34 protein-coding genes, 1 tRNA gene and 1 pseudogene are annotated in these 21,530 nt (G+C 68.3%); 12 read left to right on the top strand and 24 right to left on the bottom strand.

Features of this window, described 5'->3' with window-relative positions:
- Positions 1-127: 127 nt before the first annotated feature.
- The 5 genes from ACW176_RS08675 (at position 128) to ACW176_RS08695 (ending at position 3,350) form a co-directional block, all read left to right on the top strand.
- Positions 128-430: a hypothetical protein gene (locus ACW176_RS08675; protein ID WP_419254151.1), complete on the top strand. Its 303-nt coding sequence runs from the start codon at positions 128-130 to the stop codon at positions 428-430.
- The gene (locus tag ACW176_RS08680; RefSeq protein WP_492111637.1) at positions 427-1,542 is read left to right on the top strand and encodes an NAD(P)/FAD-dependent oxidoreductase; all 1,116 of its coding nucleotides are present in this window, start codon (positions 427-429) and stop codon (positions 1,540-1,542) included. The genes ACW176_RS08675 and ACW176_RS08680 overlap by 4 nt, the downstream gene beginning before the upstream one ends.
- Positions 1,543-1,637: 95 nt before the next feature.
- Positions 1,638-2,723 carry a glycosyltransferase gene (locus ACW176_RS08685; RefSeq protein WP_492111638.1) on the top strand — a complete coding sequence of 362 codons (1,086 nt, stop codon included), beginning with the start codon at positions 1,638-1,640 and terminating at the stop codon, positions 2,721-2,723.
- Positions 2,724-2,828: 105 nt separating this feature from the next.
- Positions 2,829-2,905 (top strand) — tRNA-Met (locus ACW176_RS08690).
- A gap of 22 nt (positions 2,906-2,927) precedes the next feature.
- Complete coding sequence (locus ACW176_RS08695) at positions 2,928-3,350, top strand: hypothetical protein (RefSeq protein ID WP_492111639.1); 423 nt, start codon at positions 2,928-2,930, stop codon at positions 3,348-3,350.
- A gap of 135 nt (positions 3,351-3,485) precedes the next feature.
- Here the strand turns inward: ACW176_RS08695 and ACW176_RS08700 are convergent.
- The 22 genes and pseudogenes from ACW176_RS08700 to ACW176_RS08805 form a co-directional block, all read right to left on the bottom strand.
- Positions 3,486-4,481: pseudogene (locus ACW176_RS08700) on the bottom strand (recombinase family protein); the annotation flags it as partial.
- A 150-nt stretch (positions 4,482-4,631) separates the two neighbouring features.
- Positions 4,632-4,892 (bottom strand): hypothetical protein, encoded by a 261-nt coding sequence (locus ACW176_RS08705; protein WP_492111640.1) that lies wholly within the window; start codon positions 4,890-4,892, stop codon positions 4,632-4,634.
- Entirely contained in the window at positions 4,889-5,179 is a 291-nt protein-coding gene (locus ACW176_RS08710) for a hypothetical protein (RefSeq protein ID WP_492111641.1), read from the bottom strand. The genes ACW176_RS08705 and ACW176_RS08710 overlap by 4 nt, the downstream gene beginning before the upstream one ends.
- A gap of 2 nt (positions 5,180-5,181) precedes the next feature.
- Positions 5,182-5,532, bottom strand: coding sequence for a hypothetical protein (locus ACW176_RS08715; RefSeq protein WP_492111642.1), 351 nt, complete (start codon positions 5,530-5,532; stop codon positions 5,182-5,184).
- On the bottom strand, positions 5,532-6,017 hold the full coding sequence (locus tag ACW176_RS08720) for a hypothetical protein (RefSeq protein ID WP_492111643.1): 486 nt from the start codon (positions 6,015-6,017) through the stop codon (positions 5,532-5,534). The genes ACW176_RS08715 and ACW176_RS08720 overlap by 1 nt, the downstream gene beginning before the upstream one ends.
- Entirely contained in the window at positions 6,017-6,217 is a 201-nt protein-coding gene (locus ACW176_RS08725) for a hypothetical protein (RefSeq protein WP_492111644.1), read from the bottom strand. Before ACW176_RS08725 ends, ACW176_RS08720 begins: the two co-directional genes overlap by 1 nt.
- Positions 6,217-6,840, bottom strand: coding sequence for an ASCH/PUA domain-containing protein (locus ACW176_RS08730; protein ID WP_492111645.1), 624 nt, complete (start codon positions 6,838-6,840; stop codon positions 6,217-6,219). Before ACW176_RS08730 ends, ACW176_RS08725 begins: the two co-directional genes overlap by 1 nt.
- Positions 6,833-7,216 carry a hypothetical protein gene (locus ACW176_RS08735; protein ID WP_492111646.1) on the bottom strand — a complete coding sequence of 128 codons (384 nt, stop codon included), beginning with the start codon at positions 7,214-7,216 and terminating at the stop codon, positions 6,833-6,835. The genes ACW176_RS08730 and ACW176_RS08735 overlap by 8 nt, the downstream gene beginning before the upstream one ends.
- On the bottom strand, positions 7,213-7,464 hold the full coding sequence (locus ACW176_RS08740) for a hypothetical protein (RefSeq protein WP_492111647.1): 252 nt from the start codon (positions 7,462-7,464) through the stop codon (positions 7,213-7,215). The genes ACW176_RS08735 and ACW176_RS08740 overlap by 4 nt, the downstream gene beginning before the upstream one ends.
- Positions 7,457-8,359, bottom strand: coding sequence for a hypothetical protein (locus tag ACW176_RS08745; RefSeq protein WP_492111648.1), 903 nt, complete (start codon positions 8,357-8,359; stop codon positions 7,457-7,459). Before ACW176_RS08745 ends, ACW176_RS08740 begins: the two co-directional genes overlap by 8 nt.
- Entirely contained in the window at positions 8,359-8,607 is a 249-nt protein-coding gene (locus tag ACW176_RS08750; protein WP_492111649.1) for a hypothetical protein, read from the bottom strand. The genes ACW176_RS08745 and ACW176_RS08750 overlap by 1 nt, the downstream gene beginning before the upstream one ends.
- Positions 8,607-8,858, bottom strand: coding sequence for a hypothetical protein (locus ACW176_RS08755; RefSeq protein WP_492111650.1), 252 nt, complete (start codon positions 8,856-8,858; stop codon positions 8,607-8,609). The genes ACW176_RS08750 and ACW176_RS08755 overlap by 1 nt, the downstream gene beginning before the upstream one ends.
- Positions 8,855-9,487: a hypothetical protein gene (locus ACW176_RS08760; protein ID WP_492111651.1), complete on the bottom strand. Its 633-nt coding sequence runs from the start codon at positions 9,485-9,487 to the stop codon at positions 8,855-8,857. The genes ACW176_RS08755 and ACW176_RS08760 overlap by 4 nt, the downstream gene beginning before the upstream one ends.
- Positions 9,484-10,170 (bottom strand): 3'-5' exonuclease, encoded by a 687-nt coding sequence (locus ACW176_RS08765; protein ID WP_492111652.1) that lies wholly within the window; start codon positions 10,168-10,170, stop codon positions 9,484-9,486. The genes ACW176_RS08760 and ACW176_RS08765 overlap by 4 nt, the downstream gene beginning before the upstream one ends.
- Positions 10,171-10,184: 14 nt before the next feature.
- Positions 10,185-10,652, bottom strand: coding sequence for a hypothetical protein (locus tag ACW176_RS08770; protein WP_492111653.1), 468 nt, complete (start codon positions 10,650-10,652; stop codon positions 10,185-10,187).
- Between the two features lie 112 nt (positions 10,653-10,764).
- The gene (locus tag ACW176_RS08775; RefSeq protein ID WP_492111654.1) at positions 10,765-11,028 is read right to left on the bottom strand and encodes a hypothetical protein; all 264 of its coding nucleotides are present in this window, start codon (positions 11,026-11,028) and stop codon (positions 10,765-10,767) included.
- Positions 11,025-13,331 (bottom strand): ParB N-terminal domain-containing protein, encoded by a 2,307-nt coding sequence (locus tag ACW176_RS08780; protein WP_492111655.1) that lies wholly within the window; start codon positions 13,329-13,331, stop codon positions 11,025-11,027. The genes ACW176_RS08775 and ACW176_RS08780 overlap by 4 nt, the downstream gene beginning before the upstream one ends.
- 8 nt (positions 13,332-13,339) lie before the next feature.
- Positions 13,340-13,528 (bottom strand): hypothetical protein, encoded by a 189-nt coding sequence (locus ACW176_RS08785; protein WP_492111656.1) that lies wholly within the window; start codon positions 13,526-13,528, stop codon positions 13,340-13,342.
- The gene (locus ACW176_RS08790; RefSeq protein WP_492111657.1) at positions 13,525-13,884 is read right to left on the bottom strand and encodes a hypothetical protein; all 360 of its coding nucleotides are present in this window, start codon (positions 13,882-13,884) and stop codon (positions 13,525-13,527) included. Before ACW176_RS08790 ends, ACW176_RS08785 begins: the two co-directional genes overlap by 4 nt.
- Positions 13,884-14,201, bottom strand: a complete 318-nt coding sequence (locus ACW176_RS08795; protein ID WP_492111658.1) for an acyl carrier protein — start codon at positions 14,199-14,201, stop codon at positions 13,884-13,886. The genes ACW176_RS08790 and ACW176_RS08795 overlap by 1 nt, the downstream gene beginning before the upstream one ends.
- Positions 14,198-14,542: a hypothetical protein gene (locus ACW176_RS08800; protein WP_492111659.1), complete on the bottom strand. Its 345-nt coding sequence runs from the start codon at positions 14,540-14,542 to the stop codon at positions 14,198-14,200. The genes ACW176_RS08795 and ACW176_RS08800 overlap by 4 nt, the downstream gene beginning before the upstream one ends.
- A gap of 662 nt (positions 14,543-15,204) precedes the next feature.
- Positions 15,205-15,888 carry a LexA family protein gene (locus ACW176_RS08805; RefSeq protein WP_492111660.1) on the bottom strand — a complete coding sequence of 228 codons (684 nt, stop codon included), beginning with the start codon at positions 15,886-15,888 and terminating at the stop codon, positions 15,205-15,207.
- An 88-nt stretch (positions 15,889-15,976) separates the two neighbouring features.
- Between ACW176_RS08805 and ACW176_RS08810 the strand changes: the two genes are divergently transcribed.
- A complete protein-coding gene (locus ACW176_RS08810; RefSeq protein WP_492111661.1) occupies positions 15,977-16,183 on the top strand; it encodes a hypothetical protein in 207 nt (68 codons plus the stop codon).
- 7 nt (positions 16,184-16,190) lie between these two features.
- Here the strand turns inward: ACW176_RS08810 and ACW176_RS08815 are convergent, their stop codons facing one another.
- Positions 16,191-16,319 (bottom strand): hypothetical protein, encoded by a 129-nt coding sequence (locus tag ACW176_RS08815; protein ID WP_492111662.1) that lies wholly within the window; start codon positions 16,317-16,319, stop codon positions 16,191-16,193.
- 267 nt (positions 16,320-16,586) lie between these two features.
- Entirely contained in the window at positions 16,587-16,793 is a 207-nt protein-coding gene (locus ACW176_RS08820; protein ID WP_492111663.1) for a hypothetical protein, read from the bottom strand.
- 138 nt (positions 16,794-16,931) lie between these two features.
- Between ACW176_RS08820 and ACW176_RS08825 the strand changes: the two genes are divergently transcribed.
- The 6 genes from ACW176_RS08825 to ACW176_RS08850 all read left to right on the top strand — a co-directional run bounded on the left by ACW176_RS08825 (position 16,932) and on the right by ACW176_RS08850 (position 21,391).
- Positions 16,932-17,372, top strand: a complete 441-nt coding sequence (locus ACW176_RS08825) for a hypothetical protein (protein ID WP_492111664.1) — start codon at positions 16,932-16,934, stop codon at positions 17,370-17,372.
- Positions 17,373-17,574: 202 nt separating this feature from the next.
- Positions 17,575-18,030 (top strand): hypothetical protein, encoded by a 456-nt coding sequence (locus ACW176_RS08830; RefSeq protein WP_492111665.1) that lies wholly within the window; start codon positions 17,575-17,577, stop codon positions 18,028-18,030.
- Entirely contained in the window at positions 18,027-18,428 is a 402-nt protein-coding gene (locus ACW176_RS08835) for a hypothetical protein (protein WP_492111666.1), read from the top strand. The genes ACW176_RS08830 and ACW176_RS08835 overlap by 4 nt, the downstream gene beginning before the upstream one ends.
- Positions 18,429-18,430: 2 nt before the next feature.
- Complete coding sequence (locus ACW176_RS08840; RefSeq protein ID WP_492111667.1) at positions 18,431-18,970, top strand: hypothetical protein; 540 nt, start codon at positions 18,431-18,433, stop codon at positions 18,968-18,970.
- The gene (locus ACW176_RS08845) at positions 18,967-19,608 is read left to right on the top strand and encodes a hypothetical protein (RefSeq protein WP_492111668.1); all 642 of its coding nucleotides are present in this window, start codon (positions 18,967-18,969) and stop codon (positions 19,606-19,608) included. Before ACW176_RS08840 ends, ACW176_RS08845 begins: the two co-directional genes overlap by 4 nt.
- Positions 19,601-21,391: a DNA cytosine methyltransferase gene (locus tag ACW176_RS08850; protein WP_492111669.1), complete on the top strand. Its 1,791-nt coding sequence runs from the start codon at positions 19,601-19,603 to the stop codon at positions 21,389-21,391. Before ACW176_RS08845 ends, ACW176_RS08850 begins: the two co-directional genes overlap by 8 nt.
- Positions 21,392-21,530 lie beyond the last annotated feature (139 nt).

Consider the following 21,530-nt stretch of genomic DNA (forward strand, 5'->3'; position numbering starts at 1 on the left):
GACAGTGCGCCGCCATTGGCCTGACTAGCGCTGTCATTGGTCGGACCTTGCCGCCGTGGCCCGGCTTGTCAACCGCCCGCGCCGCCGAGGTGTCGCACGGCGGGGCGTTCGTGTTAGGCTCTGCGCCATGACCAGACCGCTCGATCCCCCTCACGTCACGGTGCAGCTTTCCGCCGAGGACGCCGCCGATCTGCAGGCCCGGGTGGAGCGGGGCGAGTTCGCGTCGCTGGACGAAGGCGTCGCCGCCGAACTGGCCGAGCTCAACTATCGCCGCGCCGCCGAGATCGTCGGAGGCTCCGAGCAGCTCGAAGCGCTGCTGGACGAGTTGGATTTCGACCTGGTCGATCCCGAAGAGCCGGTGGCCGGCAATATCTCGCTGACGCAGATGCTGACCAACCTGAAGGCGCAGGCCAAGGCCGCCGACGAGTGAGCGAGACCTTTGATTTCGACGCTGTCGTCGTCGGCGCCGGCGCCGTGGGCCTGGCCTGTGGCTATGCGCTGGCCAAGCGCGGCCTGGTCGTGGCGGTGCTGGAAGAGCAGGGCCATATCGGTCAGGGCGTGTCGTCGCGCAATTCCGAGGTGGTTCACGGCGGGCTCTACTATGCCACCGGTTCGCTAAAGGCGCGGCTGTGCGTGCAGGGGCGACGCTTGCTCTACACGTTCCTCGACCGGCACAACGTCTCCTACAAGAAGTGCGGCAAGCTGGTGGTGGCCACCAGCGACGAGGAGGTCGCGCGCCTCGACGGCATCTGGGCCCAGGCTCTGGCGAACGACGTCGAAGGCATGCAGCGCCTGACCGGCGAACAGGCCAGGGCCATGGAGCCCGGCCTCAACGCCCACGCCGCCCTGCTGTCGCCGGAAAGCGGCGTGTTCGACAGCCACGGCTACATGCTGGCCCTGCAGGGCGAGATCGAGGCGGCCGGCGGGGCGGTGGTGATCGCCACGCCGTTCGAGGGTGCGGAAGCCCTGGCCGACGGCGGCTTCTCGGTGCGGGCCGGCGGGGCCGAGCCCACCACCCTGACCTGCCGGCTGCTGGTCACCGCGCCGGGGCTGTCGGCCCAGGCCGTGGCGGCGCGGATCGAAGGCTATCCGGAAGATGGCATTCCCAAGGGCCACTTCGGCAAGGGCGTCTATTTCCGCCTGACCGGCAAGGCGCCGTTCCAGCGGCTGATCTATCCGCCGCCGATCCCTGGGGCGCTGGGCACCCACTATCGCAACGACCTGGGTGGCCAGGCGGTGTTCGGCCCCGATCTGGAATTTGTGCCGGAGCCGGACTATTCCGTCGACCCGGCCCGGGCCGAGGTCTTCGCCGCCTATATCCGCAAGTTCTGGCCAGGCCTGCCCGACGGCGCCCTGACCCCCGACTATGCCGGCGTGCGGCCCAAGCTGCATGGCGCGGGCGAGCCGCAGCCGGACTTCCAGCTGCGCGGCCAGGACGACCACGGCCTTGCAGGCCTCATGGCGCTTTTTGGCATCGAGAGCCCCGGCCTGACCAGCTCTCTGGCCATCGGCGAAGAGGTCGCGGCGCGGCTGCTGGACTAAGCCGGCCAGGCGGCGCCGGCCGCCGCAGGCTCTAGATTGACACGCCCGACCCACCCGCAGATGGTCCGCGCGCCTCGCCGTATCGGAGACCCGCCGTGACCAACATCCTGCACGCCATGCTGGGCAAGGGGCTGGGCGGTCTGGAGCGCGTGTTCCTCGACTACCAGCCGATCCTCGAGGCCTATGCCGCCAAGCACAGCGGAACCTGCACGGGCGTGGTGCGCCGGGGCGGGGCGGTCAGCGGGGCCGAGGCCATGCGCTCGCCGCCGCTGGCGCTGATGCCCGCCTTTACCGACTGGGATCCCTGGACCGTGGGCGCCGCCCGGCGACTGGTCGAAAAGGTGCGCCCGGGCCTGATCCTCAGCCACGGCCAGCGGCCCGCGCGGCTGTTTGGCCGACTGGCGCCGGTCGGGGTGGTGCAGGCGATCTGCGTGCACAAGCCGGTCTTCGACGTGATCGAGGGCGCCCACTATATCTGCGTCGGACGCCATCTGGCCGAGCTGGCCGTGGCGCGCGGCGTGCCGTCGGCGCGGGCCCACTTCGTGCCCAACGCCGTGGCCGAGCCCTCCGCCCAGGCCGATCCCTTCGCCGCGCCGGGCACGGCCATCCGGGTGGTGGCCGCCGGCCGGCTGCATCCCAAAAAGGGCTTCGACATCCTGATCCGCGCCATCGGCCTGCTGCGCGCCCGCGGCCTGGACGTGGTGTGCGACATCGCCGGCGAGGGCGAGGAGCGCGCGCATCTGGAGCGCCTGATCGCCGAACTGGACCTGGGCGCCGCCGTCAGCCTGATCGGCTGGACGGCCGACGTCTCGGGCTTTCTGGCCATGGGCGACCTCTTCGCCTTTCCGTCGCACCAGGAGGGTTTCCCCCTGGCCCTGCTGGAGGCCATGGCCGTGGCGCTGCCGGTGGTGTCGTCGGCCATTGATGGCCCGGTCGAGATGGTCGTGGACGGCGAAACCGGCCGCCTCGTGCCGCCCGATGATCCCGTGGCCTTGGCCGACGCCCTGGCCGACCTGATCGCTGTGCCCGACCTCGCCCGCGCCATGGGCCAGCGCGCCCGCGAGACCGTGCTGCGCGACTATGGCTCGGCCCGCCTGGCGCGGCGTCTTGAAGCGGTCCTGGATCGCATGCTCGAGCCTTCCCGGGACGGGGCTTCCCGTCCCGGGAAGGCTCTTTTCTAAGTGGAAGCGCGATCTGGCGCCGAACCGGCGGCCACTTCGGCGGATCGCGCTTGCAGGCTTGATGCCTAGGCCGCGAGAGCGTATGACGCCGCTCCGTTCTGGAACGGTTGGGTAGCTCAGATGGTTAGAGCGGTGGATTCATAACCCACAGGTCGGCGGTTCGATCCCGCCTCCAACCACCAGTCGGCTCCCACTTGGGGCGACTTGGTCACCAGACGGTCTCATGAACTCGGCGACGCGGCCGAACATGAGCAGTTCGACCGGCGACCTCTTGTCCTGGGAGGTCGGCCGGATCTCGACTTTCTCGACCAGCCGGCGCACCGCCTCGATCACCTTGCGGTCGTCGGCGGTCGGGCGACCGTCTGTCAGCTCGGCCAGTCGCTCGTGCAGCTCGCGCACCTGTTGGGCGTAGACGTCGGCCGCGCCGGGGTGCAGCGCGATGGGGCTGTCGTCGCCCGTGTCCTTGAGTTGGATCTCGATCTCGGCTTTCTCGGCCTCAAGCGTCGCCAGCCTGGCGCGCATGGCCGGCGACGCGGCGCCCTCGCAGATCGCGTCGACCAGTCGCTCGATCGTACGGGTCAATTCGCCGAGGCGGCGATCGAGGGGTGCGCGGCGGTTTCGGCGTGACGCTGCGGCGGCGTGCCACTCGGCATGATAGGCGCGGACATAGGCGGCGACGGCGGCGGGCGACAGCATCCGCGTGCGCAGGCCCGTGAGAACGCGATCCTCGACCTCGGCGCGCATCACGCTGCGACGGTTGGCGCAGGCGGCGTCGCCCTTGTTGACGTGGTTCGAACACATCAACCGGCCGTTGGCCTTGATCGTGTAGTTGCCGCCGCAGTCGCCGCACTTGAGCAGGCCGGAGAACAGGCCGGGCTTGTGGCGGTTGGCGAGATGCGGGGTGCGGGTCGGGCCGCTGATCGCGAAGCGCTTCTGCACCGCATCCCATGCGGCCTGATCGACGATGGCCAGATGCGGAACCGCCACCCGTCGCCACTCGGCCTCGGGTCGGATGCGCTGCACCTTCTTGCCGGTGGCGCGATCCTTGCGCATGTCGAACCGGTTCCAGACCTTGACGCCGACATAGATCTCGCTGCGCAGGATGCCGTTGCCGCGATGGCGCGAGCCGACGATCGTGCTGGCGTTCCAAACCCCGCCCTGCGGCCCGGGGATGTGGTCGCGGTTGAGCCTGTCGGCGATCTCGCGGCCGGTGTAGCCGCCGCCATAGTCGTCGAAGATCCGGCGGATGATCTGGGCCTGCTCCTCTACGATCGACTGCGCGCCGCCGGGCGCTGTGATGTAGCCGTACAGCTTAGAGCCGGTGGCCAGGCCCTTCTCGGCGTTGGAGTGCATGCCGCGCTTGGTCTTGGCCGACAGCCCTTCGAGGAACAGCTCGCTCATCAGGCCCTTGAACGCCACGTCCATGATCTGGACGCGGTCGGTCTGGAGCGTGGCGATGCCGACGCCGACCTGCTTGAGGCGGTTGAAGACGTGAGCCTCGTGCTCAAGGTTGCGGGCGAGGCGATCCTGCTCCTCGACCAGCACGAGGTCGAACTCGCCAGCCTCGGCCTGCGCCAGGAGCTGGTGCAGGCCCGGCCGATTGGCCATGGCCGAGCCGCTGATCGCCGCGTCGGAGAAGGTGGCGACGACAGTCCAACCGCGTGCCTCGGCATGCCGCCGACAGACGACCACCTGATCGGCGATCGAGCGCTCATTCTGCCGGTCGTCGGAATAGCGGGCATAGAGCGCAACGCGCATGGTTAGGCCGTCTCTCGCTTCTCGGCGGCGGCATAGTCCCTGCGCGCGTTGGCGCGCGCAAGGGCCTCGATCACGAGCAGGATCTCGGGATCGAGTTCGTCCCCGGCCGGGGACGCTTCGCGCTGATGGAGGGGCGCGGCGGGGGGCATGTCAGGCGATGGCCGTCGTCGGCGCGCCGAACGCCGTTCGCGCGTCGGCCAGGCCCTCGGGGAACAGCCGGCGTTCAATCAGGCCCGCCAGCTCGGTCGCGGCGTGCGGGTCAAACTCCGAGGCGACGGCCTGGCGGCGCAGCTCGGCGGCATTGCGTCCTGTGCAGCGACGGAACGATCCGTTAGCGCGGGCGATCTCTCGGGCTTGCGCCCACTGGATCTCGTGCGCCAGGGCGACGATGTCGTGCTCTGTCGGTGTCACTTCTGCACCGCCAACAGGCGCTTGGCCTTGTCGTCCAGCCGGCGCAGCGTGTCCTCTTCCGACCGCTCGACTACCGGAACATTCCAGCCCGCGCCGGGCGAACGCCAGTTCTTGCCGTATGTCGCTTCGAGCAGCGCCTCGCGGCGATCGAGGCCGAGGATGATCGCCGTCGCGTAGGCTGAGAGCTTCCGGGGCGGCAAGGTGTCGAGCTTGACCAGTCCCTCGGTCAGCGCCTCGATCTTGCGGCGGGTCGCGCCATCGGGGGCGACATGATCGGTGACGGGCATGGTCAGTTCCGACCACTGCCGGCGACGGCTTCATGGTACGCTTGGGTTCCGAGGGTGGGTTGGTTCCGCAGGACGGAATGCGCGAAGCCGATCGCGCAATTGTTCGTGCAGAAATGGCCCGCGTAGGTCTCCCCATCCCAGATCGACACCCGACAGATCAGTCGGTCGGCGTCTCGCATCGTGTGAACGATCCTCAGGTTCACCCTGCGGCGCGCCTCTTCAATCGTGGCGGGTTGTTCCTTGCGATCTTCGCAGGTCGCGGCCCGGCCGAAGTCGATGTCGTCCGTCACTTTGCGGACGCGGCGGCCACACTGGCGGCAGAAGACTTGGGTTGCGGATTTGACGTATCCCATCAGCGCACCGCCTTGCGGGCGCGCTCGGCGACCATGTCGGCCGCTGCCGCGAACACCTGGCGCGGGGTGTTGAGCGCGCGGTTGCTGACCCAATCCAGATCCTCGCCGACAACGTCACCGAAGTGCCAAAAGCAGTAGTCGATCAGGATGCTATAGGCGTTGTCCTCGCTCCACTCCGGCTGCTCGCCGCCGTCCGTACCGCCAAACATGATCGTCCCCTTCAGGGGGCAGCTCGGCGGGCGCATCACGACGGTGTGGCCTGCGCGCGTGGTGAACACGATCTCGCGCCCGGCCGGGACGCTCCAGTTATTCCAACCCTTGTAGGTCGGATGGCAGCGCGACCGATCCCAATGCTTGCGGTCGCGCACGAGCGGAACGCCGTAGCTGTCTTGAGCGCGGGCGGCGAACTGCTCGCGGCGTTCGCCGAGCTGCACGAGCAGGGGCGCGGCGCGCTTCGATAGCTTCTTGAGGATGCGAAGGTTCATCAGTCACCCACCAAGGCGCTGTGGCCCTTGGGCGTGAAGTGCGCCTCGTTGCCCTCGCGCCTAAGCCAGCGCTTGCGCAGGCCGAGGTCGACGGCGAGTTGCTCGAAGGCGTCGTCGCGGACGGCGTGCATCCAGCCTCGACTGGCGAACCGCGCGAGGAAGGCTGACTGCTCAGCGCTCATGGTGATTGCTGCGCCCATCAAGCGGGCTCCGACGAGGCGCGGCTTTGCGAATGGCCGGGCGGAACTATGCTGTCCGCAGCTTCGGCCATGGCCCGCTCCAGCTCCTCGCGTGTGATCAGGATCATGTCGGGGTACTCTTCCGGAGAGTTCCGATCATCCATTTCGAGCATCCTGTTCCAGGCGACGGTTAGGGCTCCGTCGACACCGCCCCATTCGAGCGGCGGTTCCTTTGCTGGGGCTCTGGCTTCTTTCCGATTGAGGAGCTGCTCGGCGCAGTACAGCGCCCCGTCGATGTCGGTCGAACTCTCCATCGGGTGCGCGGCGGCGAAGTCGCGCAGGTGCTCCGAGCATCGCAGCAGCTCGCGCTCCAACGCATCGACCCGGCCGTGATCGACAAGGCCCATGACCACCACGCCGATCGGCAAGTCGAACTGGCCACCGGCCAGCACGAACGTCACCTGGCGGATGATCTCGCGGCCGGTGAAGCTGGGGTCGTGACCGGGCATGTACTCTTGCAGCAGCAGGTAATCGCCGACGCGAAAGTCGCGGTCATCCCAGCGGACCTCGAAGGGTTTGCGACCCTCGGCCAGGGCTTCGAACGGCTCTGGCCACGTCTTCAGCTCGTGGATACGATCAGACATTCGCCTCTCCTCCGGTGGCCCAAAGGCGCACGAGGCGGTCAAGCATCTGGCGCGACATGGGGAAGTCTTCGTGGGTGTCGAAGTCGGCCTGCCGGTCGACGACCAGTTCCTGCGGCTCGCCCGTCGTGATCGCGAGCAGACCCTTGGCCGCGTCGAACAGGGCCTGGCCTTGCTCGGGCGTCGCGACCGGCAGGTTGACGATGGTCAGGAAGTTGTCGCCGTCGGGGTGTTGGCCGCAAACGTGCAGACCGTGCCGGCAGGGCTGATAGCAGTAGTCATCCTTGCGATGGTTCACGCCCATCTTGGGGCTGGCGATGAAGGCGAGCGCCTGCTCGATCTTCTCGGCCGGGGTGGCGGCGGTGTCCGACCAGCTCATGAGGGTCTCCAGCGGCGCGGCTTCAAGGCCTCGTCGCGGGCCGCGAGATTGGCGGCGGTGCGTGGATCGCGCAGGCGGCCACCAGCCACGTGCTCGGGTTCGTCGGGGCGGATGATCGGGCCTTGCGGTCCCTCGGGAACGGCGACGGTTCCGGTCGGCGGGTCGGCCCGCCAGCAACCGGGCGTGAACCCGGCGCCGCCCATGAAGGGCTGGCCGCGAACGGTTCCGAGATTGCGGCGGTTAGGCATGGGTCACCCTCCGCGCGCTGGCACGCCAGATGGTGTAGCGATCCCGCCCGTCGAACGACCAAGAGTTCCCGCGCGAGCGCCACAATCCGAAGCGGCTCAGGTCGTGGCCGAGCAGCTTGAACGGGCCGACGCCGCGATAGTAGCTGCCCGCCTTGGCCTTGACCCAGAACCTCGCGCCGTTGATCTCCTGGCTGCTCTCGAAGAGGTCGGGTCGGAACCAGACGGGGCACGACTTGAAGCCGCGAAGCCAGCGCACCCCGTTGCGCCACGCCCGCCAAGCCCGATGCCAAGCCGGTTCGCTGGCCGCCATCGCCGTGGCCCAAAGCTGGAGGGCTTCGTACTGCCACCGCGTAGCTGGCGGCCAGCTATAGACCGACTGTTCCCCGTCGGATGTCAGGTGATAGACCTGCTCGGCGGTAAGATCCGTGTCGTTCCGCAGCGCCTTGGCGGCGCGCATCTGGTCGGTCACTAGGCGTGGGTTGAGGTCGGCGTAGCTGGTCAGGAAGGTGTCGCTGTAGCGACGGCAGAGCCCTTCCCAGACGGTCGTGCCGCCCCATCGGCGATCATCCTCGGCCTGGAGCAGCAGGCTGCGCGCCGTGGCTTCGCGGTCGAAGAGCTTGCCGGTTCCGGTCTTGCCGGTGAGGTAGTCGTAGTCGCAGCCTTTGACGAACAGCGCAGCATCCCAAGGGCTCGTCCAAAGGTCGGTCATTCCGCGATAGACGATCTCGCCGAGGTCGCCCGTGATGATCACCGCGCCCGGCGCCCACGTGACCCGGAACCCGTAGTTCCACGTCTTGGGCTTCATCATCCGCCACGTGTATCCGCCCTCGCGGCGCAGCTCGTGGTCGGCGAAGGCGGTCTGCGCCATGGCCTTGATGTCGACGTGTCGCTGCATCACGCCCTCCCCATCGGATTGAGGATCTCGGCCAGGGCCTGCTGGTTGCCCTTCTCGATGTTGGCGGCGACGATGCGCATGTAGAGCGCTGCGTCGCCCTTGGTCTGGTCCTGCATGGCCAGAACCTTGCCGACCATGTTGGCGGTCACGGCGAGGATCTCGATGGCCGAGAGGTCATGCCTGCGCATGGCGGCGATCAGGTCCTGATACAGGGCCTCGTGCTTGTCGGTTGCGCGGTTGAGCTGCATCACTCGCCCTCGTGCTCGATGATCTGATCGACGGCCGGGCCTTCGCCCGCGAGGAACATCCACGGATGCCACTCGACGGCCTCGACGATCCGTTGCGGTGTCAGGTTGAAGGTGGTCGCGGCCTCGCCGACCGTGACCGGGCGGACGCCTTGCAGCCCCGACCAGCACTGGATCGCGGCGGACAGGGTGCAGAGCGTCGGGCGGCCGTCCTCGTGGTAGCCGTGCTCGTGGTCTTCGATCTCGTCGCTCATGGCGCGACCTCGACGCCGTGCTCGCCGCGCGCGGCCTTGCGGTCGATCTTCTCAATCTCGGCGATGATCAGGGCGGCGGCCTTGACCAGGGCGCGGCGAACGCCGTTCGGCTTCCACCACTCGCGCGCCCAAGGCCAGAGCGGCGGCGGGCAGCACGGGGCGAACTGGCCGTCGAGCTGGGTCTCGGTGGCGTGTATGACGTAGCAGGCTGCGGCGCCGGACAATGTGCCGGGCGCGTAGCCGTCATCGTCCGCCAGCGTGAAGCCTTCCTCGCTGGTCTGGCGATGGCGCTCGGCGACCACGTCGCGGATCGCCAGAGACGGCTCGACGTCCGACGCGCAGTCGAAGAAATACCGCACCGGGAACGCGCCCTCGTCGCGGGCGCGCATGAAGTGGCCGCCCATGGTGCAGCGGCGGCCGAGCGCATCGACGCAGACCGACCCAACCTGGCCGCCCATCAGCGGGTCGCGTGTGCCGGTAAGGCGGGTCGTGGCGAAGCTCACCCAATCTTCGAAGGTGGTGAACTCGCCCGCCCAACGGGGCGACAGCGTGTTCTCCGACGGCGGGCGGGGCCAGCTCAAACGCGGGGTGATGTGGCCCGGCGTCGGCAGGGTCGCGGTCGTGATCATGGCCGCACCCTCAGGCCTTCCGGCAGCAGGCCGTCGAGATCCCTGGCCAAGGTGCGGAACGTCTCGGCGCTACCGCCCGCGAACTCCGGCTCGGCGAGGTCGATCAGGCGGTGAACGACGCCAGCAATGGTTTCGAGATTGACCTCCATCCGCGACCGGTCCTGCACGCGGTCCAGCCAAAGCCGCCGATAGCTCTCCTGCACGTCCCCGGCCTGGGTGACCGCGTCGTCGAGCGCGACGTGGTGCGTGCCCAGATGCTTGGTCACGGTGACGTCGCCCATCTCGTAGACGGTGCGGGTGTCGCGTCCGGCGTTGTACTTCCACGGCGGCTTGCGGCCGAGGGCGCGATAGGCGGCGGCCAGCAGCACGGCGTCGTAGTCCGCGCCCTGGCCCCAAATCCGGTGGCCCCCGACAAAGGTCCAATAGGCGTCGAACATGTCGAGCACTTCGGCCAGCGGGCGCGGGTTCACCTTCAATGCGGCGTAGGCGTCCGCGCGTTCCGGCGCCTGCCACCATGCGACCGTCTCGGGGTCGAGGGTCAGGCCGACGTCGAGGCAGCTCTGCTCGTCGATGTTCATCGAGAACGGCTCGCCGACAAAGACGCCGTGCGGGTCGAACACCGTGGCGCCGAGCGAGGCCAGCACCCGGCCGGGCTCGTTGCCCATGGTTTCGAGGTCGTGCATCACATGCGCCATGGTCAGGCCGCCTTCCGGCCGACGACGGGAACGTCGGGCGTGGCGACTTCGAGCGCGGCGCGCAGGGCGGCGGCGCTGCGGCCATTGAGGTAAGCCCAGCCGAGGTAGCGCGAGCGCTCGCCCTCGGCGGTGGCGAAGATCGACACGCCCTTGCGGGGCACGAGCGCCCCGTCGACCTCGATCTCGATCTGGGCGTCGAAGGTCTGGAGGCTGTCGCCGCTCCGGTCGCGGTGGATGGCCTGCACCAAGGCGGCCAGGCTGGCGTGGACGACCGGCTTGCAGGCCGGATCGGTGGGCTTGCGCACGAGCGCGTAGCGGATGTCTGACGACATGCGGGGTCTCCTGTTACGGGCGGTCGCCGGGCCGTAGAAGGCCGGGGCGGAAGGTCGGAAGGGGTCGGCCTTGATCGGCCGGTCGGCGACGCTGGCGGCCATGGCCGCCGGGTCAGGGGTGCGCAGCAGCCGGCTCATGACGGTCGGCTCAGCAGCGCGCGGGCGATTTGGACGATGGTCATCCAGAGCAGTACGGCGATGGCGACCGCGCCGCCGAACTGGCGGAAGTCGGGCTTGAGCGGTGGCGGGTTCATGCCGACAGCCGATCGTCTTCAGTCGGGCGAACGGCGTTCGCACCCATCAGCGGCGACAGGGCGTGCGCCATGTCGAGGTGGCTTTGGGCGATGGCCATGGCCGCCTTGGCGCACTGGTGCAGGCCGGCGCTGCGCACGGGGTTGGGTCGGGCGTCGGCGCGGCGGGCCTCGGCGACGGCCATGTCGGTCCAGTTGCGGGCGATCTGCACATAGCGACCCGCCTCGGCGGCGTGGTGGTCGATGACGTCTTGCGGGGTCATTGGCGCGTCCATGACTTGCAGACCGCGTTAGCCGTCCGGCCGCCGACATAGAGGTCGATGGTCTCGTAAAGGCCCGACGCCATGAGCACGTCGGCCAGCTCGTCGGCCTCGGTCTTCGTACCGATCGCGACGTGCGTCTCGATGGCGTCCGCCTCGCGGGCGAAGACGAGCAGGTAGCCGCAGCATCGCCGCATGTGCTCGTCGACATCGGCGGCCGGGATCTTGCCGTCGAACGCCTCCAGCGCCTCGGTCGTTTCGACCAGCGCCGCGCCGGGGCGGTCTTCGCTCGACCAGTTGTCGATCGGGATCTCGATGCGGTCGGTCGCCACGTCACTACCGCTGATCAGCGGTTCGCCGGTGACGGCCATTGGTGCGGTATTCAGCCAGGGCGTGGAATAGGCGAGGCCCGCCTTGGCCAAGGCGTCGCAGGCCGGGTCGCCGAGCGTCTCGCGCTGATGGCTGGCCAGCACCGACAGGCTGACCTCCTCCTCGAAATGCTCCGACGCGGCGGGCGTGAGGTAGGCGATGAAGGCGAGACCGGCGGGGGCCTGCACGAAGCCCAGCATGCGCTTGTGGATCAGGCCCTGCGCCGCCTTGGCGCCGGGGCCGGACTGATAGTTGCCGACGGTCGCGCCGATGATCGAGCCGCCGCGCGCCTCGACGGGCGAGACGTTGATCTTGTGGGCCAGCTCGACGAGGGCGATCCACTCCTCGTTGGTGAAGCCGGGGCCGTGCGGCTGGTCGACCGACGGTGTCGCGGCGGGATCGACGCGGGTGTCGATGAGCTGGCGCATCGCCTCTTCGAGGCGGGGCGATGCGGCGGGCTGGTCGTCGGCGTTTACCGCTCGGATCAGCGCCGCGAAGCTGTCGCGCGGGGGCGGCAGGGGCGATGCTGGGGCCGCTTCCTCGTCGCCGTCCTCGTGCTCGTCCCCGTCGCCCGTGGTCTCCTCTGCCGGACGACATGCGGGACAAAGGGTCTCGTCGCGATCGTCCGAGAACATCTTGTTGCAGCCGTAGCACTCGACTTCGTCGCTGGCGTCATCTGCCTCTTCGGCCTCCTCGGGCCCTGCGCCCGGCTCTGGCGCCGGCTTCGGCGGATTGACGAAGCTCGTGGCGTAGCGGCCCTCCTCGCGCGCCAGGCGCTCGCCCATAGGGCCGAGGGCTTCCGTCCGGATCTCGGCCAGAACCTTCTCGGGATCGACGTCGAACCCGCGCGCGGTAAGCCAGTCGCGAGCCTTGGCCGTGATCCGCGCCCGCATGTAGGCGGGGCCGCGATCTTCCTCGACGAGGTCGAGACCCTCGGCTTCGCCCCAATAGCCGCCGCCCGGCGGGTGCGAGATCTCACTCCAGCCGTCATCGCTGATCATGGGATCTTTGACCTGGCGGTGCGCCAGCTCGACGACCAGCAGGGTCACGCGACCGTTCTTGTCCAGGGCTGCCTTGTGCTTGGGCAGGCGCACCTCGTCGCGCAGGTTCTCCCAAGTAAAGGTTCGCTTGGCCTCGCCGCCCGTGGTCTTGGCGTGGGCGTAGGCGCGCTCGCTCTCGACGTAGCGGGCCTTGTCCTCGGGGCTGGCTTCCTTGGCCACCTTCATGGCGATCTGCACATAGCGCGGCGTCTTGCCGATGATCTTGGCGATCTGGTCGGGGGTGCGATCGTGGCGCGTGGCCAGGGTCAGGAAGCCTTCGCCGGCTTCGAGGTTGTTGAGGTCGCTGCGTTGCAGGTTCTCGACGAGGCCCGCCTCCAGTCGGCCGGCGTCGTCGCTCTCGTCGATCTTGCAGACAATGCGCTTGTCGGCGGGCCAATCGCCCTGCTCGATCAGGCGGCCCCATGCCCGCCAGCGGCGCTCGCCCATGGTCAGCAGCCAGTCTGGGCCGACCAGTGGATTGTGGCGCACGCCCGGCGACTGCAGCATGCCCTTGTCGAGCAGGCTCTCGGCCATCTGGGTGATCTCGGCGTCGCTCAGCCCCGATTGGGTGCGGGCGTTGTCGGGGTCGGGGCCGATCTCGGCGTGGGTCAAGGCGACATAGCCGTCGGGCGTGGCTGCCGGGTCACCCTCGGCGCGCAGCAGGGCGTCGAGGGCGGCGTCGCCGGTCGAGGTCAGCTTGATCTCCAGCGGGCTCGACGAGATCACGTCGATCAGCTCCGACCCGCTCAGCAGCTTGAGGGTCTTGCTGAAGTTGCTGACGTCGCGCCCGATCAAGTTGGCCAGGGCCGTGATGGTCGGGATCTCGGCGGGCGGGGTGGCGCGCACGGCGCGCAGCACGTCGGCGTTCTGGAACGCCAGTAAGGTCAGGGCGGACATTGAGGCTCCTAGAGCTTCTCGAAGCGGCTGGCGCGGAACCAGCCGGAGTGTTTGGGGAAGCGAAGCGACTTGCCGTCGGCCGAGACCGCCGACACCTCGACGATGTCGCCGACGGCGAAGGGCGGCTTGCCCTTGGGCAGCTTCAGATCCGACAGGTCGACGACGCGGGCGCCGTCGCCGGCTTTCCAGCGGGTCATGGGCGGCCTCGCGGTGGCAGGGCCTTGAGGGCGTCCAGGGCGGTCGAGGCCTCGGCGGCGCTCAGGCCTTCCCAGACGAACGCCCATGGCTGATGCGGCATGCCCACCGGATGGATCGCCAGCTCGCCGTTGGTCATCTGCGAGATCGCGACCTGGCGCGCCGACACCTCCAGCCTGTTGAGCAGGGCGGCAAGCGCCTGTCCGGGCCTGCGATGTACGGCGTAGCCCCGGCGTCGGTCGCCGACGGCGGCGGTCTCGCAGCCCTTGGCAAAGGGCGACAGATGGAAGACGACCGACCGGGCCTCGGGCGGAATGATGGTGACCTCGGGCGCGGCCAAGGTGGCGGCGGCGGCCATCACGAGGCCCGGCCTTCGACGATCCAGTCGACGATCGCGGCGACCGTGTCGATCCGGTTGGCGTCCTCGTCGCTGATGGCGACGTCGAACTCATCTTCGATGTCGAGTGTCAGCTCCAGCTTGTCGAGGCTGTCGGCCTTGAAGTCGTCCGTCAGGCTGGCGGTTTCGGGCAGGGCCTGGCGGGGGTCGCCCGTCTTGATCCCCAACCGTTCGAACAGGATCTTTCGAACCCTGGCGGCGCAGGCTTCGCGAACGGCGTTCGCGGCGTCGGCGTCGATCTCGGCGTGCGCCTCGCGCATGGCGGCCCCGGCGCTCATCGGGCGACGCCGAGCAGCCGGCTCAGCCATGACCTTGGCGGCTGCGGCAGCGGCGCGACGATGGCGGCGGGGTGGGCAAAGGCGAGGCCGCCGCCGAACCCGACACGGTCGAACCGGCCGGACGTGTCATCGAAGCGGGCGAGGAGCGGCGCGGCGGGCGCGGCGATGTCGCCACGCTGGCTTGGCCAGTCACCGCGGGCGCTGAGCGCGGACATGTGCTGTCGCACCGCCTCGGCCGCCCATTCCTGAGGCGTCTCGACACGGTGCGGATGAAACGCGGCAGGGTAGATGATCGTCGCCGAGCGGCGGACGGGTAGTTTTGGCGAAGCGGGCAGCGGCATGACGGTCCCCCGCCGCACCGGAGCGATGGGGACCTTAGAGGTTCTCAGCGCTCGACCAGTCCTGGATAAACGCCCTGTGCGCTTAATCGTCCGGTGCGGGTGACCATATCGTTAGATGCGGGTAGATACCCGCGTCAAGAGGAATGCGGATTATTACCCGCATTTCCCGATCTTTCCCTCTTGCCTATGATCGCAGGCGAGTGGGGGGCTGGGGCGGATGATCAGAGTTTCGAAGGCGCGAGCAGACCTACTGGCCGGCCTTTTTGTCGGGGCGGTGATCTTGGGTAGCGCGATCTATTTCTCGTGGCCTGGCGAGGTCTCGCCGCCCGTTCCAGTCCGCAAGGTTGTCCCCTCAGCTCGGCCTGAGCCGACGTGTGACATGACTTGGTCGAACCGGACGATTGAGGGAGCGCGCGCAGGGCTTCTGGTTCGCGACATGGCCGTGAGGAGGGACGGCCTGCATCTTGTCGTCGACCTGAGGTCGTGGGCGGCTTTGTCGCTTGATCAGCGCGACCAGCTCGTATCCGCAGCAGATTGCGCTATAGCGGGGCCTGATTATCTGAAGCGACTTGTCGTGGAAACAAAAACAGGTGCGCCGATAAAGGTATACGAAAGCCTCGATTTGCGAGAGGCGCGACGATTGCAGCGTTAGTATCAGCAAGTCAAAACGACATGTAGGCTTTCAACACTTTTGCCGATATTTCGATAACAGTGTCGGCGTGCGCGTCTTCAGAAAGAGATACCGGGCTGTTCCATTTTGGATTGTGTGACCGTGGCCAAAGCTCGATCACGCCGCTGGCGTTGATCTCGATTTGTTTAACGGTCCGCTCGACGAAGCTGCCTTGGGCGCGTGAACGCGTCACCACGACCACGTCGCCGTGCCTCGGCGCGTAACCCATCGCGATGGCATCGACCACATGAATGAGGGCTCCATCGGGGATTTCCCGATTGAACGAGTCCCCCCGGACACGCTCAAGCCATTGGGGGAATGGCAAATTCGGAAAGTTTTGCGCCTCACTCCAGCCGATCGGCTCTTGCGGTAAGTCGTCCACCGCCAGCCAGGGGCCGGCTGCAACCTCGTAGCGGATCGGTAGCTGGATACTGGTCGGTACGGCGAGCGCTTCCGCTCTGCCCACATCCTCTGTCTCAGCAAGCAAATAGCCGATGTTGCATTCGAGGGAGTTGGCTAACCGCGCGAGGTTCTCGGCGCGAGGGTTAGTATTGGGGCGTCGCTGAAGGGTCCTAATGAAATCCCGGCTAAGCCCGGCTTCTCTAGACGCCGCTTCCGGTGTCTTGCCCAGCGCCTTCAGGCGGCTCTCAATTCGTTCAACAAGGGTGCGGGACATGCCCCGCATAGTGCCCGGCTCCCCGGCCCATGCGAACGCGGGTAATGCGTCTTGACGAAGCGGGTAATTACCCGCATCAATCCGTGCCATGGTCATTCCGACGTTTCTCTCACGATGTGATGCTTACGCCGCAAGGCGCGGCATAAGCCGTGCCCGGCTCAGCACGCTGTTGTTCAACGATGGCAAGAAGCTGGATGCCCTGGCCGATGGCCGGGACGTCGGCGTATTGACGCTTGAGCGCGTCGAGCAGGAATTGACCAACTTGGAGCGGGCTCTGCCTGTTCCCGCCGAATGACGGCCTGTCAGGCCATCGGTGCGCAGCGCTGGCACTCGGCGCAACGCGCAAGGATGATCCCGGCGGCGGCGGTTCGCACGGCGCTGTCGAGGCTCGTGTCGGTATCCAGTCGGTCGAGGGCGCCCGATACTGTCATCGCGCATCTCGTGATGGCACGCGAGGTCGATCCTATCGCCAAGATCATCGCCGCGTCCGCCACCGCAAGGGCGGTGGCTGGGCGTGGTTCGGCCAGACTTGGGGCGGCCGGCTCCAGCAGCTTGCGCGTGTCCACCAACGCTCGCCGCCGCCCCCCGACCCTTACGCTCGGATCGAGAAGCGCAGACACACTGATACGCATACGCGGCATTCACACCCCCAAGGGTTGCGAATGCTGCACGCCTCGCGCGCACGGTCAAGCTGTGAACTATCCGACGAGCAACTGTTTCGCGAGCCGCTCGGCCCAAATGATAGCAGGATCGTCCTCGCTGTCGGGTCGTCGCAAGTCCTCGGTGGCCAGCATCAGCTTGGCCATGAAGACCTCGCTCTGGCCTAATCGCTCGAAGGTTTCGGCGACCGCCGAGGCCAAAATACTGAGGGCGCGAAACTCCGGAGAACTCGTAGGGTCGGTCATCCCCGCGTCTTACAGCGTAGCTCAACGAAACGCTGACAATTCCCCCGCTGCGACACTGCGACACATCGCCGTCGAGCGCAGGTTGTCGGGGGGCGCAAAGAACACCGCGCCTTGTAACCCGATCTGGGCATTTGCCCGATGACCGCCCCGTTCTCGGATCTCGACCGGATCTTCGTCGAGCGCATCGACCCTGACGCCGCCCGCGAGCTGCTGGCCCTGCTGGGTCGGGCTCAGCCGACGTCATTGCTTTCTCTCGCCGGCCGTCTTGGCGGCCAGCTCGATGGCCAGATCGACGATCCTGTCGGTCTCGGCCATGGCTTCATGCCGCAGGTCTATGGCGGCCTGACTTTCCGGCTGAACCTCGGCTTCGTTCCGAGCTTGCCAGGGGCGGGCCAAGATCTCGCGCACGATTTCCACCTCGCGGGGCTCCAGCCCCTTGAGGTTGATGGCGACAAGGGCCGCGAGGATCGTGGCGTGGGCGCGTTGGCGGCCCGCCGTGGTTTCTTCGAACGTCATGTTAGCAGTGCCTTCTGTTGGGGCGGCGACGGTCTCATGAGTCCCGGCGGGGTTAAGCCGTGACCCGCCCCGCCGCCCCCTTCATGCCGCGATATTTAGCCGCGACCTCGACCTTTGTCGTTTGCGATCGCCGCGCCGTTTTGCAACGCCGCGCCCTTCGCCAGTCCGACCGCCTGACGGGGGTGTCTCCAGCCCCGCGTCGTCAGGCGCGCGCCGCCGGTTCTCCCCCAACCGGCGGCGCGATGAGCTTCCCGGCGGTGACGGCATGACCAAGCTGCGCGCACCCGGTAGCTTCGCCGACGCCGTGACCCGTGTGGTCGGTCGCATCACCTGGCGCAAGGCGGCCGACGTGGTCGGCAAGTCCGAGCGGACGGTGCGCAACTGGTCGGAGGGCGATACCGGCGCCCTGCCGACGATCGAAGAGGCCTTGCTGCTCGACGCGGCCTATCTGAGAGCCGGTGGCAGCCATGCTCCGATGATGCAGGCCTATGGCTTGCTGCTGAAGAACATCACCGAGGGTCCGGCGGACGCAGCGGCGATTGCGGGCTTCATCGGCCCCGCCGCGCGCGAGGGCGGTGAGGCTGTTGCCGCCCTGGCCGACGCCAGCCGGCCAGACGCCGACGCCGCCGCGCGCGCCCGCGCCGGGCGCGAATGCCTTGAGGCCGCCGAGGTCTTCACTGACGCCGCGCGCAAGCTGATGCCGCCGGGTGCGCCCGAATGAGCGGCTATGGATCATACCGCCCCGGCCAGTCGCGGCGTCCATCGGGCCGCCCTGGCGGCGAACGCCGTTCGTCGCCAGACCGTCGCGCATGGCTGGCGATGCTGGACTTCGCCAAGGCCGCCGTCGCCGAACCGACCGCCGCCGCGCATGACTTCGCCGCCAGCCTCAAGGGTCTGGCCGGCGACAATTTTCCTGTCGCCGCGACCGACATCCGCCGTCGCTGGGCCAAGACCTTCGTCGATCAGGCGCGGCTTTGGGTCGAGGGCGGGCCGGGTACGCGCACGACCTGGGCGCCGGTCATCGCCGACGGGGCCAAGGCGCTTGGCGACATTCTGATCGAGGTTGGCGCGCAAGAGGCTCAGGCCGCACGCGACCGCATGGGTTTTCGGGAGGACTGAAAATGCAAATGGGGGGGGGCGCGATCCTGCGCTCACAGATCGGCGGCCACGACCTGGCTCCAACCGCGACGCGGGAACGCCTGACGGCGGGCGAGATCGCCTATGTGGCCGAGCGCCGCCGCAGTGTCCGCGCCAGTTGGCAGGCCTGCGCGACGATCCTGTCGCGGCCGGTTCACGACGTGCGGATGGCCTGCGACGCCGAGTACGCGGCTCAGTTCAATCGCGACAGGCCGCTCGCGATGGCCTCGCGGTCATATCGGCCGGTGCTCGACGACGCGCTGGGTGGCCCCGGCAAGGTGCTGCTGGCGCTGGGCTCGCTGGAGCGAAAGTTCCCATCGCGATCGAGCGCGCCGCGCGTCTCTGCCTCGGCTGTCGCCGGGACGCTCGGGGTCGGCTCGGTCTGGGTTGGCCAGCGTCTTCGTCGGCTGGAGAGCCTCGGCCTCGTGCTCGGCGAACGCGCCGGGCGAGGTTCGGAAAACAAGCTTTGGTGTCTGACCGACCGAGGCCGGGCCGAAGCCGACCGGCTGGAGCCGACCCAATGAGCCGTCCTCGCGAGCTGTCATTCGGCGACGTCAATGTCGATCGCGCGGTCGAGGTCTCGGCGCGGGCCTATGGCGATGACCTGATGGCGGTGTTCGCCGGGGTCTGTAGCCGGGATCGCCGTTGCCTGTCGGCCGCCGCGTCGGGGCTCGACCGCGCGGGCGTCATGAACATTGACGCGGCGGCTGAGGCGGTCGGGCTAGTGGCGAAGTCGGTTCGCGTCACGCGCCGACGCCGCCTGGCCTCGTTCCTGGCGGCCGAAGCTGCTGTCGTGGCTGACATACTCGGTGAGGCCCCGCCGGAGCCGGTCGCCGTTCGCGCCCTGCGTCACGAGGTCAGCCGTCCGAACTGTCAGGCGCCTGACGCGTGCGCGGCCAAGCCGCGCGGCTATGGTCACTGCCGCGCCTGCGAGGTAGCGGCCCGCGCCGTGGCCCGGCCTCCCCGCAAGCCCCGCGCCGCCTCGGCCCCGCGTCGCAAGGCCGAGCCTCGGTCGCGCCCCGTGGTCAGCGAGACGGCGGCCCGCAAGGCTCGCTTCGCCTCGCGTTTCATCGCCGCCGGCTGGAAACTGGCCGAGACCGCGTCTCTCTTCGACCTCAAGCCGCACGAGCTGAAGCGCGCGCTGGCGGTGGCGCATGGCTGATGGCGCGTCGCATCCCTATATCGCCCCGGCCAATGCCGAGGCCGACCGTCCGATCGACGTGGTCTATTTCGCGGGCGCGGGCGGGTCGTCGGAGGCCTACCGCATCGCGCTGGGCAAGCATCCTGACGTCGCGCTGAACCACAACGCCACGGCCATCGGCGTCCACATGGCCAACTGTCCCGAGACCGAGCACTTCATCGCCGACGTGTTCGACATCGACCCGACCGTTATCCGGCCGGGCGTGAAGTGGCGGTCGTTCTGGGCCTCGCCCGATTGTCGCCACTTCAGCAAGGCCAAGGGCAGCGCGCCCGTCAGCCCGCGCGTGCGGGGCCTGGCGTGGGTGGTGGTCAAGGTCGCCAAGCTGCTGGGTGATCTGGCCCCCGACGTGATCTTTCTGGAGAACGTCGAGGAGTTCGTCGATTGGGGGCCGCTGCTGCCGCCCGACGACAAGGGCTTGCAGCGGCCCGACCCGGCCCGGCGGGGCGAGACGTTCGGCCTGTGGTGTCAGCGGCTTCGCCAGTGCGGTTATGTCGTCGAGTACAAGGTCGATTGGGTGGCGGCAGACTATGGCGCGCCGACCACGCGCAAGCGGCTGATCCTGATCGCGCGTCGCGACGGGCTCAAGATCGTCTGGCCGTCACCGACCCACGCCAACCGCAAGGTCGCCAAGGCCAGGGGGCTCAAGCCCTATGTGCCCGCCGCCGACTGCATCGACTTCTCGCTGCCCTGTCCGTCGATCTTCCTGACGCAGGCGCAGTGTCGCGAGCGGGGCATAAGGGCCAAGCGCCCGCTGGAGCCCGCGACCCTGGCGCGGATCGCCAAGGGGGTGATGCGCTATGTCATCGCGACGGGCGATCCGTTCATCGTGCCTCTGACGCATCAGGGCGGCGACCGGGTCCATGACCTTGGCGATCCCTTCCGAACGATCACTGCCGCCCATCGCGGCGAGCTGGCTATCGTGCAGCCGACCTTACAGGGCGGGGCGGTCGTCGGATGCGGTAGCCGCGCGGCGCAAAGCCCGCCGCGCGGCCTGGACGATCCGCTCGGCACGATCATCGGCAAGCCCGACCGCTGCCTGGCCACGGCCTATCTGACCAAGTTCAGCGAGAACTCCATCGGGGAAGATCCGGCCGAGCCGCTGCATACGGTGATGGCCGGGGCGCCGAGGCATGGGCTGGTCGAGGTGTTGGGGGCTTTCGTCGAGCAGGCCAATACCGGCATGGTCGGGCGTGAGGCGTCTGAGCCGCTGAGTACGATTGTCCAGCGGGGGACGACGCAGCGGCTGATCACGGCCCATCTCGACTACGCTTACGGCTCCAACGACGGCGCGGCGGCGGGCAATCCTCGCGACGCGCTGAAGACCATAACCGCCGGCGGCAGTCACCATTTCCTCTTGCAGGAGACCCTGCAGCGACCCTTCGCCGCGCACGGTGACGAGCTGCGCGCCTTCCTCGTGAAATACTACGGCACGGCCGACGCAGCGGATCTCGCAGATCCAATGCACAGCGTCGTCTCGCGGGCGCGGTTCGGGCTGGTCGTGGTGTCAGGTCAGGTGATGCAGATCACCGACATCGGCATGCGCATGCTCACGCCCGCCGAGCTGGCGGCGGCGCAGGGTTTCCCCAAGTCCTACCGCACCAACTGGAACGCGGCGACCGGGACCGCCGTCACCAAGACCGACGAGACCCGCCTGATCGGCAACAGCGTCTCGCCCATCGCCGCAGCCCCGTTCATTGCCGCCAACCTGCCGGCGTTCGCGGCCGATCGGGAGATCGCGGCATGACGAACGCCGTTCGCGTCGCGACCTTTCGCGCGGGGGTCGAGGTCCGTCGCAGGACGTGGGCGCGCGGGCGCGTCCGCGTCGCCCTGACGACCTTGCGGTCGGGTTGCGTCTGGTGGCTTCGGCTGCGGATCTGGATCGA

This window comes from Caulobacter sp. FV1ye13L, from assembly GCF_058681155.1.

What these genes read in the sequence shown, in the direction of transcription:
- ACW176_RS08675 (WP_419254151.1), top strand. Translation starts at nt 128, where the DNA reads ATGACCAGACCGCTCGATCCCCCTCACGTCACGGTGCAGCTTTCCGCC.
- ACW176_RS08845 (WP_492111668.1), top strand. Translation starts at nt 18,967, where the DNA reads ATGAGCCGTCCTCGCGAGCTGTCATTCGGCGACGTCAATGTCGATCGC.
- ACW176_RS08830 (WP_492111665.1), top strand. Translation starts at nt 17,575, where the DNA reads ATGACCAAGCTGCGCGCACCCGGTAGCTTCGCCGACGCCGTGACCCGT.
- ACW176_RS08720 (WP_492111643.1), bottom strand. Translation starts at nt 6,017, where the DNA reads ATGAACCTTCGCATCCTCAAGAAGCTATCGAAGCGCGCCGCGCCCCTG.
- ACW176_RS08775 (WP_492111654.1), bottom strand. Translation starts at nt 11,028, where the DNA reads ATGACCCCGCAAGACGTCATCGACCACCACGCCGCCGAGGCGGGTCGC.
- ACW176_RS08850 (WP_492111669.1), top strand. Translation starts at nt 19,601, where the DNA reads ATGGCTGATGGCGCGTCGCATCCCTATATCGCCCCGGCCAATGCCGAG.
- ACW176_RS08790 (WP_492111657.1), bottom strand. Translation starts at nt 13,884, where the DNA reads ATGGCCGCCGCCGCCACCTTGGCCGCGCCCGAGGTCACCATCATTCCG.
- ACW176_RS08770 (WP_492111653.1), bottom strand. Translation starts at nt 10,652, where the DNA reads ATGAGCCGGCTGCTGCGCACCCCTGACCCGGCGGCCATGGCCGCCAGC.
- ACW176_RS08825 (WP_492111664.1), top strand. Translation starts at nt 16,932, where the DNA reads ATGACCGCCCCGTTCTCGGATCTCGACCGGATCTTCGTCGAGCGCATC.
- ACW176_RS08820 (WP_492111663.1), bottom strand. Translation starts at nt 16,793, where the DNA reads ATGACCGACCCTACGAGTTCTCCGGAGTTTCGCGCCCTCAGTATTTTG.
- ACW176_RS08765 (WP_492111652.1), bottom strand. Translation starts at nt 10,170, where the DNA reads ATGCACGACCTCGAAACCATGGGCAACGAGCCCGGCCGGGTGCTGGCC.
- ACW176_RS08755 (WP_492111650.1), bottom strand. Translation starts at nt 8,858, where the DNA reads ATGAGCGACGAGATCGAAGACCACGAGCACGGCTACCACGAGGACGGC.
- ACW176_RS08750 (WP_492111649.1), bottom strand. Translation starts at nt 8,607, where the DNA reads ATGCAGCTCAACCGCGCAACCGACAAGCACGAGGCCCTGTATCAGGAC.
- ACW176_RS08780 (WP_492111655.1), bottom strand. Translation starts at nt 13,331, where the DNA reads ATGTCCGCCCTGACCTTACTGGCGTTCCAGAACGCCGACGTGCTGCGC.
- ACW176_RS08795 (WP_492111658.1), bottom strand. Translation starts at nt 14,201, where the DNA reads ATGAGCGCCGGGGCCGCCATGCGCGAGGCGCACGCCGAGATCGACGCC.
- ACW176_RS08725 (WP_492111644.1), bottom strand. Translation starts at nt 6,217, where the DNA reads ATGGGCGCAGCAATCACCATGAGCGCTGAGCAGTCAGCCTTCCTCGCG.
- ACW176_RS08710 (WP_492111641.1), bottom strand. Translation starts at nt 5,179, where the DNA reads ATGCCCGTCACCGATCATGTCGCCCCCGATGGCGCGACCCGCCGCAAG.
- ACW176_RS08740 (WP_492111647.1), bottom strand. Translation starts at nt 7,464, where the DNA reads ATGCCTAACCGCCGCAATCTCGGAACCGTTCGCGGCCAGCCCTTCATG.
- ACW176_RS08810 (WP_492111661.1), top strand. Translation starts at nt 15,977, where the DNA reads ATGGTCATTCCGACGTTTCTCTCACGATGTGATGCTTACGCCGCAAGG.
- ACW176_RS08730 (WP_492111645.1), bottom strand. Translation starts at nt 6,840, where the DNA reads ATGTCTGATCGTATCCACGAGCTGAAGACGTGGCCAGAGCCGTTCGAA.
- ACW176_RS08745 (WP_492111648.1), bottom strand. Translation starts at nt 8,359, where the DNA reads ATGCAGCGACACGTCGACATCAAGGCCATGGCGCAGACCGCCTTCGCC.
- ACW176_RS08840 (WP_492111667.1), top strand. Translation starts at nt 18,431, where the DNA reads ATGCAAATGGGGGGGGGCGCGATCCTGCGCTCACAGATCGGCGGCCAC.
- ACW176_RS08800 (WP_492111659.1), bottom strand. Translation starts at nt 14,542, where the DNA reads ATGCCGCTGCCCGCTTCGCCAAAACTACCCGTCCGCCGCTCGGCGACG.
- ACW176_RS08835 (WP_492111666.1), top strand. Translation starts at nt 18,027, where the DNA reads ATGAGCGGCTATGGATCATACCGCCCCGGCCAGTCGCGGCGTCCATCG.
- ACW176_RS08805 (WP_492111660.1), bottom strand. Translation starts at nt 15,888, where the DNA reads ATGTCCCGCACCCTTGTTGAACGAATTGAGAGCCGCCTGAAGGCGCTG.
- ACW176_RS08760 (WP_492111651.1), bottom strand. Translation starts at nt 9,487, where the DNA reads ATGATCACGACCGCGACCCTGCCGACGCCGGGCCACATCACCCCGCGT.
- ACW176_RS08815 (WP_492111662.1), bottom strand. Translation starts at nt 16,319, where the DNA reads ATGACAGTATCGGGCGCCCTCGACCGACTGGATACCGACACGAGCCTC.
- ACW176_RS08735 (WP_492111646.1), bottom strand. Translation starts at nt 7,216, where the DNA reads ATGAGCTGGTCGGACACCGCCGCCACCCCGGCCGAGAAGATCGAGCAG.
- ACW176_RS08715 (WP_492111642.1), bottom strand. Translation starts at nt 5,532, where the DNA reads ATGGGATACGTCAAATCCGCAACCCAAGTCTTCTGCCGCCAGTGTGGC.
- ACW176_RS08785 (WP_492111656.1), bottom strand. Translation starts at nt 13,528, where the DNA reads ATGACCCGCTGGAAAGCCGGCGACGGCGCCCGCGTCGTCGACCTGTCG.